A 15388-nucleotide genomic window follows, 5' to 3' on the forward strand; every position below is an offset into this window, starting at 1 on the left:
CTGGCGCTGTGCAGTGTAGTGGGGGCATATGACCCAGCAAGCATGACCGAGGAGGCGGTGTCGTCGTCGCGTGCCGGGCCCTGGCTGGCCTGCTGCATCGGCTTCGTGCTGGGCACGGCCGTGCAACTGCAGCAGGCCGCCCTGTGGCCGGCCTGGCCCTATGCCTTGCTGTGCGCGGCTGGCGCTGCCTTGGCATGGCACGGCTGGCGCCGCAGGCGGGCCGCAGGGCGTGCCGCATGGCACGCCCTTGCCGCGCTGGGCGTGGCGGCCCTGGCCTTCGGCTCGGTCGGCCTGCGGGCGCTGGTGTTCGATGCGCAGGCGCTGGCGCCGGCCCTGGAGGGGCGCGACCTCTTGCTCACGGGCCGTGTGGCGGCCATGCCGCAGCCGGGCGACCTGGCCGTGCGCCTGCTGCTGGACGTGGATGCGGCGCAGATGGATGGCGCGGCGGTGCGGGTGCCGCCACGCGTCGAGCTGTCCTGGTACCGCGGCAGCCTGGATGGCGTGCCGCAACGGCCCGCCGACGTGCTGGCCGGCGACCGCTGGGCCGTGCAGGTGCGGCTGCGCGCGCCGCATGGGCAGCGCAATCCGCACGGCTTCGACTACGAGCTCTGGCAATGGGAGCGTGGCGTGCAGGCCACCGGCTATGTGCGCGCCGGTCCGAGGGATGCACCGCCGCGCCTGCTCGAGCGCGGCTGGCGGCATCCGGTGGAGCGGGCGCGGCAGGCCGTGCGCGAAGCGATCTTCGCGCGCATCGCCGAGCCGGCGCGCGCTGGTGTGGTGGCCGCGCTGGCCATGGGCGACCAGGGCGCGGTGGAGCGGGCCGACTGGGACCTGTTCCGCGCCACCGGCGTCAGCCACCTGCTCAGCGTGTCGGGCCTGCACGTGACGATGTTCGCCTGGCTCGCCACCGCGCTGGTCGGTTGGGGCTGGAGGCGGCTGGACCGGCTCGGCTGGCGTGCCAGCCTGTGGTGCCCCGCACCGCATGCGGGCCTGGTCGGCGGCGTGGTGCTGGCGGCGGCCTATGCCTTGTTCAGCGGCTGGGGCGTGCCGGCGCAACGCACGCTCGTGATGCTGGCCGTGGTCGCGCTGCTGCGCCTGGCCGGGCGGCAATGGCCGTGGCCGCTGGTGTGGGCGCTGGCCGGCCTCGCGGTGCTGGCGCTCGATCCATGGGCGCTGCTGCAGGCGGGCTTCTGGCTCAGCTTCGTCGCCGTGGGCGTGCTGTTCGCCAGCGATGCGGGGCGCGTGGCGCAGGGTGCCGTGGCGCGCGTGCAGCGCCTGTTGCGTGAACAGGCCATCGTCACGGTGGCGCTGGCGCCGCTGTCGCTGATGCTGTTCCAGCAGGTCTCGCTCGTGGGGCTGGTGGCCAACCTGCTCGCCATCCCGTGGGTGACGCTGGTGTTGACGCCGCTGGCCCTGCTGGGCGTGGTGTTCGCGCCGCTGTGGGACCTGGCGGCGGCGGCCACCAGCGCGATGCTGGCCGTGCTGGCCTGGCTCGCGCAATGGCCGCTGGCCAGCCTGTCGCATGCGGCCGTGCCCCTGCCCCTGGGGACCGCGGCCTTGCTGGGTGCGGTGCTGCTGGTGCTGCGGCTGCCGCTGGGCGTGCGCCTGCTGGGCCTGCCGCTGCTGCTGCCCGCTCTGCTGTGGCAGCCGGCGCGCCCGGCGCCCGGGCAGTTCGACCTGCTGGCGGCCGACATCGGCCAGGGCAACGCGGTGCTGGTGCGCACGGCAGGCCACAGCCTGCTGTACGACACCGGCCCGCGCCACGGGCAGGACAGCGATGCCGGACACCGCGTGCTGGTGCCGCTCTTGCGTGCGCTGGGCGAGCGGCTGGACCGCGTGGTCGTGAGCCATGCCGACAGCGACCACAGCGGCGGCGCCGGCACGGTGCTCGCGGCGCAGCCGCAGGCCGCGCTGCTGGCGTCCTTGCCCGATGGCCATGTGCTGGCCGTGCGCTACCCCGTGACGCGGTGCGCGGCCGGGCAGCGCTGGGAGTGGGATGGCGTGCGCTTCGAGGTGCTGCACCCGCCCGACGACGCCGCGCGCGATGCCAAGCCCAACACGCTCAGCTGCGTGCTGCGCGTGGTGGCGCAAGGCCGCGCCGTGCTGCTGGCCGGCGACATCGAGCAGGCGCAGGAGCAACAGCTGGCGGCCAGCGGCGCCGACCTGCACGCGGACCTGCTGCTGGTGCCGCACCACGGCAGCAAGACCTCGTCGAGCACCGCGTTGCTGCGCGCGGTGGCGCCGCGCTTCGCTTTGGTGCAGGCCGGTTACCGCAACCGCTTCGGCCATCCCGCACCCGAGGTCGTGCAGCGGCTGCAGGCGCACGGCGCCACCGTCGTGGGTTCGCCCGCGTGCGGGGCAGCGCAATGGCGCAGCGATGCGCCCGACCGTGTGGACTGTGCGCGCGTGCAGCAGCCGCGTTACTGGTGGCACCGCCTTCCGTGAGCGTCTTTTTTTCGCACGCCGCGTGCACGGCCATCCGTCTCTGGCTTGCAACTTGCTATTCTCGGTACAGGAGATGGGTCCATGCTGAAATTTGATGAGATGTATACCAAGCTTCCCTACGAGTTCTTCTCGAAGGGCGAGCAGATCCGGGATCACTACAAGATCTACGATGCCTGGCTGGCGCGCCAACCCGGCGACATGATGGCCAAGCGCCGGGCCGAGGCCGAGATGATCTTCCGCCGTGTCGGCATCACCTTCGCGGTGTATGGCGCCAAGGACGAGGACGGCTCGGGCACCGAGCGCCTGATCCCGTTCGACCTGATCCCGCGCATCATCCCCGCGGCCGAATGGGCGGCGATGGAAAAGGGCCTGGTGCAGCGCGTGACCGCGCTGAACCGCTTCATCCACGACGTCTACCACGACCAGGAGATCATCAAGGCCGGCTTGATCCCCAAGGAGCAGGTCGTCAACAACGCGCAGTTCCGCCCCGAGATGGTGGGTGTCGACGTGCCCAACAACGTCTACTCGCACATCGCCGGCGTCGACATCGTGCGTGCGCCCGATGCCCAGGGCAAGGGCGAGTACTACGTGCTCGAGGACAACCTGCGCGTGCCCAGCGGTGTCAGCTACATGCTGGAGAACCGCAAGATGATGATGCGGCTCTTCCCCGACCTGTTCAGCCACCACCACGTGGCGCCGGTCGCGCACTATCCCGACCTGCTGCTCGAGACCCTGCGTGCCTCGGCGCCACCGGCCACGGCGGAGCCCACGGTCGTGGTGCTCACGCCCGGCATGTACAACAGCGCCTACTTCGAGCATGCCTTCCTGGCGCAGCAGATGGGCATCGAACTCGTCGAGGGCCAGGACCTGCTGGTCAAGGACAACTTCGTCTACATGCGCACCACGCGCGGCCCCAAGCGCGTGGACGTGATCTACCGCCGCGTGGACGACGACTTCCTCGACCCCAACGTGTTCCGTCCCACCTCCACGCTGGGCTGCGCCGGCCTGATGGAGGCCTACAAGGCGGGCAACGTGGTGATCTGCAATGCCGTGGGCACGGGCGTGGCCGACGACAAGTCGATCTACCCCTACGTGCCCAAGATGATCGAGTTCTACCTGGGCGAAAAGCCCATCCTGAACAACGTGCCCACTTACATGTGCCGTCAGGCCGACGACCTCAAGTACGTGCTCGACAACCTCAAGGACCTCGTCGTCAAGGAGGTGCACGGTGCCGGCGGCTACGGCATGCTGGTCGGCCCGGCCGCCACCAAGGCCGAGATCGAGGACTTCCGCAAGGCGGTGGTCGCCAACCCCAGCGGCTACATCGCCCAGCCCACGCTCTCGCTGTCGAGTTGCCCGACCTTCGTGGAGAGCGGCATCGCGCCGCGCCACATCGACCTGCGGCCCTTCGTGCTGTCGGGCAAGGAGGTGCAGATGGTGCCGGGCGGGCTGACCCGCGTGGCGCTCAAGGACGGCTCGCTCGTCGTCAATTCCTCGCAGGGCGGCGGCACCAAGGACACCTGGATCCTGGAAGACGCGGACATCCCGTTTGCCGCCTCGACGGCACCCAGCCAACAACAAGCACAGACCTCGGGGGAATGATCCAATGCTGAGCCGCACCGCCGACCACCTGTTCTGGATGTCGCGCTACACCGAGCGCGCAGAGAACACCGCCCGCATGCTGGACGTGAACTACCAGTCCTCGTTGCTGCCGCAGTCCGCCGCCGTGGCCCAGTTGGGCTGGCAGGGCCTGCTGTCGATCAGCGAGCTCGGCGGGCTGTACAGCAGCAAGCACGACAAGGTCAGTTCGCGCAACGTCATGGAGTTCATGGTCAAGGACGAGAGCAACCCGTCGTCCATCGTGTCCTGCCTGCGCGCTGCGCGCGAGAACGCGCGGGCCGTGCGCGGCAGCCTGACCACCGAGGTCTGGGAGACCGCCAACACCACCTGGCTCGACCTGAACCGCATGCTCAAGTCCGGTGAGTTCGAGGCCGATCCGGCGCAGTTCTTCGAGTGGGTCAAGTTCCGCTCGCACCTGTCGCGCGGCGTCACGCTCGGCACCATGCTGCAGGACGACGCGTTCTACTTCCTGCGCCTTGGAACCTTCCTCGAGCGGGCCGACAACACGGCGCGGCTGGTCGACGTCAAGTTCCATGCGGTCGAGAGCGATTTCTACGGTGCCGCCAGCGAGAAGGACCAGGAGTACGACTTCTACCACTGGAGCGCGATCCTGCGTTCGGTCTCCGCCTTCGAGGTCTACCGCAAGGTCTACCGCGACGTGATCACACCCGAGCGCGTGGCCGAGCTGCTGATCCTGCGGGCCGACATGCCGCGCTCGCTGCACGCCAGCCTGAACGAGGTGCTGGCCAACCTGGAGATGGTGGCTGGCAACCCGGCCAGCGAGACGCTGCGCCGCGCCGGCAAGCTGCGCGCCGATCTCAAGTTCGGCCGCATCGACGAGATCCTGGCCACCGGCCTGCACGCCTTCCTCACGCAGTTCCTGGACCGCGTGAACGAACTGGGTGGCCACGTCAGCCGCGAGTTCCTCGTCCCCGTCCATGCTTGAGGGGCTGGAGCCCCTGCGCCGCCTGCTGCCCCCCGGGGCGCGCAGACCCTTGCACCGATGAACCCGCTGCGCGGGTTCACGCGCTGGCTGGGCCGCCTGAGCGTCGGGCGCAAGCTCACGCTGATCTACCTGCTGGACCTGTCGGCGGTCATCTACGTCTCCAGCATCCTGATCCACGAGAAGTTCCAGTCGATCGACTTCACGCGCAAGGAGATTGTCGGCCTCGAGTACAGCGTCACGGTGCGCGACATGCTGCTCGCCCCGTTCGAATCGGCGCCGCCCGCAGCGCCGCAACGCGCGCAGCTGCAGGAGACGCTTGCGCGCCAGCGTACTGCGCACGACGAGGCGCTCAGGACCGGCCCGGCCGCCGATGCCTTCGTGGAGGCGCTCGCGCGCGTGGACGCGGCACCGGAAAGCCCCGAGGCGACCCGGCGCCTGCTGCGCAATGCGCGCGAGCTGCTGACCACCGTCGGCAACCAGTCCAACCTGATCCTGGATCCGGACCTGGACAGCTACTACGCCATGTCGCTCGTGGTGCTGCGCTTTCCCGAGCTGCTGGAGGTGTTGCACGACACAGTGCGCACCCTGCCCAGCGAGCGCGCCGTGGCGGCCGGCTCGGTCGACCGGCGCACCGAGCTGCTGATCCTGGCCGGTCGGCTCGACGCGGTTGCGCTGGGCATCCGCTCGGACTACACCCAGGCCTTCGCCGCCGGCACCCCGGTGCAGCGCGCGGCGCTGGGCCAGAGCCGCCAGGCGCTGCTGGGCACGCTGCAGTCGCTGCTGTCCTCGGTGCAGCGCCTGGCCGACAGCCACATCGTGCAATCCGACCTGGTGCTGCTGCGCGCCGAGCATGCGGCCGTGCTGTCGGCACTGGGGGCGGCCTGGTCGGTCACGGCCCATGACCTGGAGCGGCTGCTGCGCGAACGGGTGGACCTGTTGTTCAGCCGCATGTGGCTGCACCTGGGCACGGCGCTGCTGCTGCTGGCGTGCATCCTGAGCCTGGTGTATGCGGTGGCGCAGCAGATCGCCCAGCCGCTGCGCCGGCTCGCCGACGTCGCCGATGCGGTGCGCCGCACGGGCGACCATGCGCTGCGGGCCAACTGGCACAGCCGCGACGAGATCGGCCAACTCGTCACGGCCTTCAACCAGATGCTCACCGACCTCGACGCGCAGCGCATCGTGCAGCAGGACGCGGCCGCCAGCGCCCGTGCGGCGCAGGCCCAGCAGCAGCTCGTGGAGGCGATCCCGATCGCGCTCGTGGTGACTTCGGTGCCGCACCACGAGGTGCTGCACGCCAACGCGGCGGCGCAGCCCTGGCTGGGCGGCCGCAGCACCGACCCCTGGCGCAGTGGCCTGGAGCCGGGCGTGCGCCAGCGCTTCTTCCAGCGCCTGGCCGACCGCGGCGTGGTCGACGAGTTCGAGGTGCGCTGGCTCGGCGGCGACGAGCCCTCCTGGGCCGTGCTGTCGGCGCGCCGCTTGCAGTTCCACGGCCGCGACGCGGTGGTGACGGCCTTCACGCCGATCAACGTGATCAAGCTCATGGAAAGCCGGCTGGAGCTGTGGGCCAAGGTGTTCGAGGCCTCCTCGGAAGGCATCGTCATCATGGACACGCAGCAGCGCATCCTGTCGGCCAACCGGGCCTTTTGCCGCAGCACCTCGTACGATTTCTACGAGGTCATCGGCGAGCAGCTGTCCATGCTGCTGGACGCGCACGGCGGCGAGCCGTTCGGCGAGCGCATCGCGCGGGCCGCCCAGGAGCGCGATGCCTGGCAGGGCGAGGTGCAGTTCCGCAAGCGCTCGGGCGAGACCTATCCGGCCTGGCTCATGATCTCGGCCGTGCGCGACGTGACACGCGGCGGCGCGGTCACGCAGTACATCGCCATTGCGGTGGACATCAGCGACCGCAAGCGCACCGAGGCGCGCGTGCAGTTCCTGGCCCACCACGACGTGCTGACCGAGCTGCCCAACCGCTCGCTGTGCGTCGAACGCCTGGGCGAAGCCATCGCGCATGCGGACGCGGCCGGCGAGCAGGTCGCCGTGCTGTTCATCGACCTGGACCGCTTCAAGACCGTCAACGACACGCTGGGCCACCACATCGGCGACGGCGTGCTGCGTTCGGTCGCGCAGCGGCTCACGCAGGCGGTGCGCGCCGGCGACACCGTGAGCCGCCTGGGCGGCGACGAGTACGTGGTCATCATGCGCAGCGTCAGCTCGGCCGACGAGGTGCGCCAGGCCGTGGAGCGCCGCGTGATCCCGCTGATACGCCAGCCCCACCATGTCGAGGGGCATGCGCTGCATGTCTCGTGCAGCGTGGGCGTGGCGCTGTACCCGCAGGACGGCCGCGAACTCGACGAGCTCATGCGCCGGGCCGATGCCGCCATGTACGAGGCCAAGGGTGCAGGCCGCGATGCCGCGCGCTTCTACGAGCCCGCCATCGAGCAGCTCGTGCAGCAGCGGCTGGTGCTCGAGCAGCAGCTGCGCCATGCGCTCCAGCGTGGCGAGCTGAGCCTGCACTACCAGCCGCGCGTGCGCGCCGACGGCCATGCCGTGGTGGGCGTGGAGGCCTTGCTGCGCTGGCACAACGCGGTGCTCGGCGAGGTGCCGCCAGGCGCTTTCATCCCGGTTGCCGAGGAGACCGGCCTGATCCGCCCGATCGGCGCCTGGGTCATCGAGCAGGCCTGCGCCCAGCTCGCGGCCTGGGCACGGCAGGGCCTGGCGGGTTTCGGCGTGTCGGTGAATCTGTCGTCGGTGCAGCTGTCCGAGCCCGGTCTCGTCGAGCACGTGCGCAGCTGCATCGATGCCAACGGCATCTCGGCACAGGCGCTGGAGATCGAGATCACCGAATCGCTGCTGATGGACAGCGCGCCGCTGGCCGACCAGCAGCTTGCTGCGCTCAAGGGCCTGGGCGTCGTGCTTGCCATCGACGACTTCGGCACCGGTTATTCCAGCCTGGCCTACCTCAAGCGCTTTTCGATCGACAAGCTCAAGATCGACCAGAGCTTCGTGCGCGACATGCTGACCGATCCGACCGACCTCGCCATCGTGCGCGCCATCGTCGCGCTGGCGCACACGCTGGGCCTGCAGGTGGTGGCCGAGGGGGTGGAGGGAAGCCAGCAGGGCTCGATGCTGGCCAGCATGGCGTGCGACGAACTGCAGGGCTACTGGTTCGCGCGCCCCATGCCAGCTGCGCAGCTGGAGCGCTGGCTGCGCAACAGGGGCGCGCAGCCGCAGCGCCGGTATGCCGAGGCCGAGGCTACTCGTCCATGACGGCGCCGGCCGCGTCGCCGTACTTCTCGACGAACCAGGCGTGGCTGGCCTGCGTGCCGGGCTCGTAGGGGCAGGCGTCCTGCAGGATCTGGCGCACCTCCTGTGCAGCGCGCCAGCGCGCCAGTGCCTGCGCGTTGGCGGACTCGGGGCCTACGGGGCGGCTCGACTGGATGAACTGCGCCAGGCGACGATCGACTTCCAGGATGACGGTGGGCTCGGCTCGCATACAGGCGCAAAAGCAATTCCCGGGCCGCACCGCGTGTATCAGGACCCTGGGTGATCCCTGAGGTCGTCCTCGGGCGGATGCTGCAAAAACGCCTGGATGACCTGCTTGGCCTCGTCCAGCCGTGCCGGCTGCGGCTCGGTCAGTGTCTGGTGCAGCAGATTGGTGAAGGCCTCCAGCACCATCTGCGTGCGCTCGCTCATGCCGTGCTGTTGCGTTGCCTCGCGGATGCCGGGTGCTGCACGCGCCAGCGCCTCGTGCAGCACTGTGCGCTGCGAGTGGGTTGCCGCCAGCGCGGTGGTCACGGCGGTCAATGCGGTGATCACGCCCAGCAACTCCTCGTTGCTGCGTTCGAGTTGCTCCAGCCGTTCTTCGATGTAGCGGGGCCCAGGTCGACCGGTGTCAGGCATGCAATGTGGAGTTCAGGGCGCGGCGCGCTCGATCAACGCCGTGATGGTGGTGAGGACACCGACCATCGCCAGCGCGTGGAGCACGAAAGACACGCGGGCGCTGCGCCAGGGCAGCAACAGCGTTGGCAGGAATGCAGGAACTAGGGTGGCTTTCACCAACGGCTTCTCGTGAGGGGCAGGGGAGGCGCTACGCATGGCTCGCGTTCTGATGGATGCCGGCAAGCATCAAGGATGCCAGAACAGTTTGTCATCCACCGAACACATGACGTAACAGCGGGCAAGAGTGTAGCTGTGGCTGGCGAGGCCCCCGGGATGGGTTCCGGCGGTGCCTTAGCATGCGGCGCATGGACACCAAAAAAATGCAATGGACCAGTGGCGTGGCTGTGCTGGCGCTGGCCGGTTGTGCGGGCCTGGGCGGGCCTGCCGGAGCACCCGGAACGTCGGCCACGCCCGCCACCTGCGATGCCGCGGCCGCGCAGTTCGCCATCGGCCAGTCGTTCGGCCCGGCACTGGAGCGCGACGTGCGCGCGCGTTCGGGCGCCAGCATCGTGCGCTGGCTCAGCCCCGGGCAGGCGGTGACGATGGAATTCAACCCCGCGCGGCTCAACCTGACGCTGGACGGCCGCAGCCGCATCACCAAGGTCGCCTGCGGCTGAGGGCTTATCCAAGGTCGCCTTGCGCCTTGGGCGTGGGCAGCTTGGTCGGGTCCTGCGGCACCTTGGTGTCGGGGCAGGCGGTCAGCAGGGCGAGGGCGGCGCAGGCGGCGAGGAGGGTGCGGTACATGGGTGCTTCCTTGGTTCAGCCGTCGACCGAGGCGCTCCAGCGCTCGCCCCAGCCATCGGTGGCCTGGTCGAGCACGCGGCGTTCGCGCTTGGTCGGCCGGCCATGTTCGAGCGCCATGGCGGGCTCGGGCGCCAGCCGATGCTGCTCGGCCTGCTGCGCGCGCGCCTGCTGGCTCTCGGCGGTTTCCGCATAGAGCGCCTGCGCCACCGGCGCCGGGCCCCGCATGCCGCTGACGCCAAGCACCACAACGGTGCGCAGCACCGGCCCCTGGCGCACGGAAACGGTGTCGCCGGGCTTGACCTCGCGCGAGGGCTTGACGTCGTGCCCGTTGACCTGCACGCGGCCGCGGTCGACCTCGTCCGCCGAGAGCGTGCGCGTCTTGTAAAAGCGTGCCGCCCACAGCCATTTGTCGATGCGAATTCTGTCCATCGCGGCGCATTTTGCTCCTGACGCGGCGCCGCCCTTGTAGGCCGACGGCGCACCGTCGCGGCGCGCCGGGCGGGTGGCTGCGCACCGTTACCATGCCCCGATGCCGCCCACCGAATCCGTGTTGCCGCCCGATGCCAGCAGCATGCTGGCGCTGGCCGCGCGCTCCATGTTCCACCTGTTCTCCAGCATGAGCCAGGGCATGTTCCTGGTCGACCGGGCCGGCACCATCGTCTGGGTCAACGAGGGCTACCGGCGCTTCCTGCCGGCGCTGGGCTTTTCCAGCATCGACGAGTTCCAGGGCCATCCGGTGGAAGAGGTCATCCCCAACACCCAGATGCGCCGCGTGCTGGAGACCGGCGAGCCGATCCTGGTGGACCTGCTGACCAACAAGGCCGGCACCTTCGTGGTCAGCCGGATCCCGCTGCGCCAGGAGGACGGCCAGACCATCGGCGCCATCGGCATCGTGCTGTTCGACCAGCCGGAGACCACGCTCAAACCGCTGATCGAGAAATTCGCGCTGCTGCAGCGCGACCTGGACGACGCCCGCCGCGAACTGGCCAGCCAGCGCAGCCGCGCGCTGCTGCACGGCGATGGCGGGGTGGGCGGCGGAGGCCAGCGCCGCGCCAAGTACACTTTCGCCAGCTTCATCGGCACCAGCGCGGCGGCGCTGGAGGTCAAGCGCCACGCGCGGCGCGCCGCGCAATCCTCCAGCCCGGTGCTGCTGCTGGGCGAGACCGGCACGGGCAAGGAGTTGCTGGCCCACGCCATCCATCTGGCCTCGGCCCGCGCGCGCGGGCCCTTCGTGAGCCTGAACATCGCGGCCGTGCCCGACACCTTGCTGGAGGCCGAGTTCTTCGGCGTCTCGCCCGGCGCCTACACCGGTGCCGACCGGCGCGGGCGCGACGGCAAGTTCAAGCTGGCCGATGGCGGCACGTTGTTCCTGGACGAGATCGGCGACATGCCGGCCGCGCTGCAGGCCAAGCTGCTGCGCGCGCTGCAGGAGGGCGAGATCGAGCCGCTGGGCTCGAACCGGCTGGTGCCGTTCGACGCGCGCGTGATCGCCGCCACCTCGCGCGACCTGCCGGCCCTGGTGCGCCAGGGGCGCTTCCGCGAAGACCTGTACTACCGGCTCAACGTGCTGCCACTGAAGCTGCCGCCGCTGCGCGAACGCCGTGGCGACATCCCCGCCCTGGTCGAGGCGCTCAGCGAAGACCTGGCCCAGCGCAGCGGCGAAGCCCCGCCAGAACTGACGCCCGACGCACTGGCGCTGCTGGCCGGCCAGCACTGGCGCGGCAACATCCGCGAACTGCGCAACGTGCTCGAACAGCTGGCCATGCGCAGCGACAGCCAGCGCGTGGACGCGGCCGAGGTGCGCCGCGTGCTGGCCGAGACCGGCGTGGCCGCCATCGCCGCCGCCGCGCCCGAGCCGCTGCCCGAGCGCGAGGGCCATGCCGCCCTGCTGCGCCCGATGGCCGAACAGGTGGCCGAACTGGAGGCGCGCGCCATCGCCGCCGCCATGGCCGAGACCGGCGGCAACAAGCTGGCCGCAGCGCGGCTGCTCGGCATCTCGCGCGCGACGCTGTACGGCCGACTGCAGCACAACACGTAACTTCCCCTTTCATCACAACTGCGTACCGCCGCCACGGCGGCACGCCCAGTCCCTGCTAAGTTCGCCGCTCGGGCCGCCGGGCGGTCCCCCTCACAAGGAACGACACCATGCGCAACCACGTGCGCGGAAGCGGCCTCGCAGGCATCACCAATCTGGCCTTGCTGGCCCCTGTCCGCGCGGGCCTGGCCCCGGGCTTCGAACCCATCAGCTATCTCGAGCGGCTGCGCCGCCTGCTGGATGCGATGCACGCCTCGCGCCGCAATGCGCGCGAGTCCGAACTGCGCGACTCCGCCTTCCCCGACCCCATCGGCCGCTTCCTGATGATCAGCGGCTTCCGCTATGCGCTGGTGCCGCCCTCGCTGGTCGGCTCTGACACCTGGCACCTGTCGCTGAACGTGAGCTTCGACGGCGGCTGGGAACCCTACATGCGGGTCATCTACCGCGACATCGGCCCGCTGCTGGACGCGCTGCTGTGCCACTGCGACGGCTACCCCGGTTCGCGCACGAGCGACTTCGACACCTACTGCCGCTGGGTGCGCAGCGCCGAGCAGGACGCCGGCATCTTCTACACCGACGGCCCCGCCACGCTGGCCGACCAGCGCTACCTGGCCAGCGTGGAGCGCCTGCAGCGCGAGAGCGGCTGCCCGGTGCAGGCCGACCGCGCCATCGCCGCCCACGCCGAGCCCGACGACCTGAGCGCCACGCGCCAGGGCCTGGAGCGCATGCTGGGCGACCTGGAAGGCCTGTTGCCGCTGCACCTGCGCACGCTCAAGGGCCTGTACCGGCTGACCGGCTGGTGGGCCGGCGCCGACGGCGACATCCTGCTGCGCTTTGCGCAGCTGGCGCTCAAGGGCCTGCAGTCCACGCTGGCCACCGATGCCTTCAACCAGCATCCGCAGGTGCCGTTGCTCAAGAAGCTGTTCGCCGACGAGCTGGCCTGGCTGGCCCGCCCGCTGCCCGAGCCGGTGCCGACCGACCGGCTCGCGTGGAGCCCCGACGCGTTGCAGGCCGCCGTGCTGGGCGAGGGCCCGCGCGCCACGCACGGCGCGCTGGTGCTGCTGCGCGTGACCGATCCGCAGCGGGCCGCCGAGCACCTGGCCACGCTGGCTCCGCGCTGCGCCGCGCCGGCTGCCGCCGAGGGCGAAGTCCGCCTGCACATCGGCTTCACGATGGCGGGCCTGCGCGCGCTGCGGATCGACCCCGAACGGCTGGACCGCCTGCCGCCCGAGTTCGCCGAAGGCATGGAGCCGCGCGCCGGCCTGCTGGGCGACCTGCGCGGCAACCATCCCGACCACTGGCACCGCCCGCTGCGCCACGGCGTGGACCCGGCACGCGAAGACCGCATCGAACTCGACGTGGTGCATGTGGCGGTCATGATGCGCACCATCGACACCAGTGACGAGGGCCATGGCCTGCACCCCCTGATCCAGGGCGCGGTGCGCGTGCTGGGCCAGGGCACGGGCCTCACGGTGCTGGCGGTGGAGCCCACGCGCAGCCGCACCACCGCACCCAACGGCCGCGAGCATTTCGGCTTCGTCGACGGCATCAGCCAGCCCATGGTCACGCCCGACCTGGTGCCCGATCCGGCGCCCGACAGCTCGGCCTACCCACGGCAGCACCAGGTGCGCCCCGGCGAGCTGGTGCTGGGCTTCGCCAACGACCGCGGCGACGGCCCGTACCCGGCCGAGGCCGATGGCCTGCTGGACCGCGGCAGCTTCCTCGTGGTGCGCAAGCTGCGCCAGCGGCTGGACCACCTCTACGACGCGCTGGAGCAGCACGCCCAGGGCGACCCCGTGCGCCGCACCGACCTGCTCGAACGCATGATGGGCCGCCGCCAGGACGGCACGCCCCTGGTGGCCAGCGGCCCCGGCGGCGACAACGATTTCCGCTACCGCGCCGCCGACCAGGCGCAATGCCCGTTCTCCTCGCACGTGCGGCGCGCCAACCCGCGCGACGGCCGGCCCGGCCTGCCGCGCATCCTGCGCCGCGGCATGGGCTACGGCCCGGCCTCGCTGGAGGCGGCGCCCGACGCCGACCGCGGCATCCTCTTCATGGCCTACTGCGCCAGCATCGCCGAGCAGTTCGAGACCGTGCAGCGCTGGATGGCCGGCGGCAACAGCAGCGGCGTGGGCTCGACCCAGTCCGACCCCTTCCTGGGCGTTCCGCGCGCGGGCCAGCCGCGCGTGTTCCGCTGGGTCGATGCCAGCGGCGCGCCGCAACGCGCCGACCTGGGCGAGCAGGCCTTCGTCGAGCTGCAGTGGGGCCTGTACCTCTTCGTGCCCGCGCTGGCGGCTCTGGCCCGGCTGTCGGACTTCCGCAGCGCGCCCGAGCCGGTGCTGGCGCCTGCGCCCGTGCCGCCCAGCGCGCTCGACGAATGGCGCGCCCGGCTCGAGGACCGCGACAGCGGCCGCGCCACCTGGCGCACCGTGCGCGAGCAGCATGGCGGCGACCAGCAGGCCGAGCCCTATGGACGCCTGCTCGGTTCGGCCGACAAGGTGTTCCCCGCGCTGGCCGATGCGCCGTGCAAGCACTTCTCGGTGAAGGGCTTCGGCGACCGCATGCAGGCCTCGCTGGGCGTAAACCACCTGGGCATGGACCCGGCCGACGGCCACACGGCGGTGGGCCCCGTGGTCAACGCGGCCGTGGCCAGCATCGGCGAGGCCCAGGCCTTCGCCGCGGCCAGCGCCGTGGCGCAGGCCGTGCTGGCCGAGACCGTGCGCGCCTCCAGCGGCGCTTTCGCGCTGCGCCATCCCGACGGCCGCGTGCGCGTGGCGGTCGATCTCATGGGCTACTCGGAGCAGGTGGTCGGCGCGCTGTCCAGGCTCTGGTTCGGCCTGCCCGATGGCCAGAACATGGTGGTGGGCGGGCGCAGCCCCACGCCCGATCCGCAGGGCAAGCCGCGCTGCCCCGGCCACATCATCGGCCCCTCGCGCATGGTGTTCGGTGCCCACCCGCAGGTGCGCGTGACGGCCGAGGGCGAGCTGCACGGCCCCATGGTGCTGCAGGCCGTCAAGGACACGCTGGCCGGCGGCGCCTCGCCCGGCCTGGTGGCAGCGCTGCGTCCCGGGCTGGCCGCGCTGGGCACGGCGCACGGTCCGGACCTGCTGGAGCGCGAGATCGCCGGGCTGCTGCTGGGCTTCGCGCCCACGGTGCACGGCAACTTCCTGACCGTCATGAAGAACTGGATCGAGGACGGCCGGCTGTGGGCCCTGCAGCAAGAGCTGGCCGACCGCGTGCTCGCCGGGGATGCGCCACTGGACACCGCGCGCGCCGCGCTGTGGCGGCCCATGCTGGACACCATGCAGGCCGAGCCCGTGCCGCCCATGGTCTGGCGCCGCCCGGTGGTGGACGGCCAGCCCGATGCGGACGCCACCGTGGTGCTGGGCCTGGCCTCGGCCATCGAGAGCCTGCCGCCCGAGGAGCAGGCCCGGCGCGACGCGCTGCTGTTCGGCGGCGACTACTTCGCGCCCGGCACCGACCGCTGGGGCCTGCACGCCTGCCCGGGTTCGCGCATGGGCGTGGGCGTCATGCTGGCGATGGCTTGCGCGCTGCTGCAGGCCGGCACGCTGCGGCCGACCGGCTCGCCGGTGCTGCTGATCCTGACGCCCAAGGCAGCGGTGCCGTCACCGGCACCGGCACCGGCGCCGGCCTGAGCC

12 protein-coding genes are annotated in these 15388 nt (G+C 71.2%); 7 read left to right on the forward strand and 5 right to left on the reverse strand.

Going from position 1 to position 15388, the window contains the following annotated elements; genetic code table 11:
* The first annotated feature begins 42 nt into the window (after window positions 1-42).
* The 4 genes from ASF44_RS15820 (at window position 43) to ASF44_RS15835 (ending at window position 8278) form a co-directional block, all read left to right on the forward strand.
* A complete protein-coding gene (locus ASF44_RS15820) occupies window positions 43-2445 on the forward strand; it encodes a DNA internalization-related competence protein ComEC/Rec2 (RefSeq protein ID WP_056900176.1) in 2403 nt (800 codons plus the stop codon).
* Window positions 2446-2526: 81 nt separating this feature from the next.
* The gene (locus ASF44_RS15825; RefSeq protein WP_056900177.1) at window positions 2527-4047 is read left to right on the forward strand and encodes a circularly permuted type 2 ATP-grasp protein; all 1521 of its coding nucleotides are present in this window, start codon (window positions 2527-2529) and stop codon (window positions 4045-4047) included.
* 4 nt (window positions 4048-4051) lie between these two features.
* Window positions 4052-5011 carry an alpha-E domain-containing protein gene (locus tag ASF44_RS15830; RefSeq protein WP_056900178.1) on the forward strand — a complete coding sequence of 320 codons (960 nt, stop codon included), beginning with the start codon at window positions 4052-4054 and terminating at the stop codon, window positions 5009-5011.
* 57 nt (window positions 5012-5068) lie between these two features.
* On the forward strand, window positions 5069-8278 hold the full coding sequence (locus ASF44_RS15835; protein ID WP_056900179.1) for an EAL domain-containing protein: 3210 nt from the start codon (window positions 5069-5071) through the stop codon (window positions 8276-8278).
* Here ASF44_RS15835 and ASF44_RS15840 read toward each other — a convergent pair.
* The 3 genes from ASF44_RS15840 to ASF44_RS31830 are packed head-to-tail and all read right to left on the reverse strand — an operon-like array spanning window position 8265 to window position 9067.
* Window positions 8265-8504 carry a hypothetical protein gene (locus ASF44_RS15840; protein ID WP_056900180.1) on the reverse strand — a complete coding sequence of 80 codons (240 nt, stop codon included), beginning with the start codon at window positions 8502-8504 and terminating at the stop codon, window positions 8265-8267. The two genes, ASF44_RS15835 and ASF44_RS15840, sit on opposite strands and share 14 nt — an antisense overlap.
* Before the next feature lie 38 nt (window positions 8505-8542).
* Window positions 8543-8911: a hypothetical protein gene (locus ASF44_RS15845; RefSeq protein WP_056900181.1), complete on the reverse strand. Its 369-nt coding sequence runs from the start codon at window positions 8909-8911 to the stop codon at window positions 8543-8545.
* 12 nt (window positions 8912-8923) lie between these two features.
* Entirely contained in the window at window positions 8924-9067 is a 144-nt protein-coding gene (locus ASF44_RS31830) for a hypothetical protein (protein ID WP_156374520.1), read from the reverse strand.
* A 188-nt stretch (window positions 9068-9255) separates the two neighbouring features.
* Between ASF44_RS31830 and ASF44_RS15850 the strand changes: the two genes are divergently transcribed.
* Complete coding sequence (locus tag ASF44_RS15850; protein ID WP_082524799.1) at window positions 9256-9567, forward strand: I78 family peptidase inhibitor; 312 nt, start codon at window positions 9256-9258, stop codon at window positions 9565-9567.
* Window positions 9568-9571: 4 nt separating this feature from the next.
* Here ASF44_RS15850 and ASF44_RS33110 read toward each other — a convergent pair whose 3' ends face one another.
* Together ASF44_RS33110 and ASF44_RS15855 are read right to left on the reverse strand one after the other, a co-directional pair.
* Entirely contained in the window at window positions 9572-9694 is a 123-nt protein-coding gene (locus ASF44_RS33110; RefSeq protein ID WP_255358201.1) for a hypothetical protein, read from the reverse strand.
* A gap of 15 nt (window positions 9695-9709) precedes the next feature.
* Complete coding sequence (locus ASF44_RS15855) at window positions 9710-10123, reverse strand: RNA-binding S4 domain-containing protein (protein ID WP_056900183.1); 414 nt, start codon at window positions 10121-10123, stop codon at window positions 9710-9712.
* A 100-nt stretch (window positions 10124-10223) separates the two neighbouring features.
* Here ASF44_RS15855 and ASF44_RS15860 point away from each other — a divergent pair, with 100 nt between their 5' ends.
* Window positions 10224-11732, forward strand: a complete 1509-nt coding sequence (locus ASF44_RS15860; RefSeq protein ID WP_056900184.1) for a sigma-54-dependent Fis family transcriptional regulator — start codon at window positions 10224-10226, stop codon at window positions 11730-11732.
* Between the two features lie 107 nt (window positions 11733-11839).
* A complete protein-coding gene (locus tag ASF44_RS15865; RefSeq protein WP_056900185.1) occupies window positions 11840-15385 on the forward strand; it encodes a Dyp-type peroxidase domain-containing protein in 3546 nt (1181 codons plus the stop codon).
* The last annotated feature ends 3 nt before the right edge of the window (window positions 15386-15388 follow it).

This window comes from Pseudorhodoferax sp. Leaf274 (assembly GCF_001422445.1).
GTDB lineage: Bacteria > Pseudomonadota > Gammaproteobacteria > Burkholderiales > Burkholderiaceae_C > Pseudorhodoferax.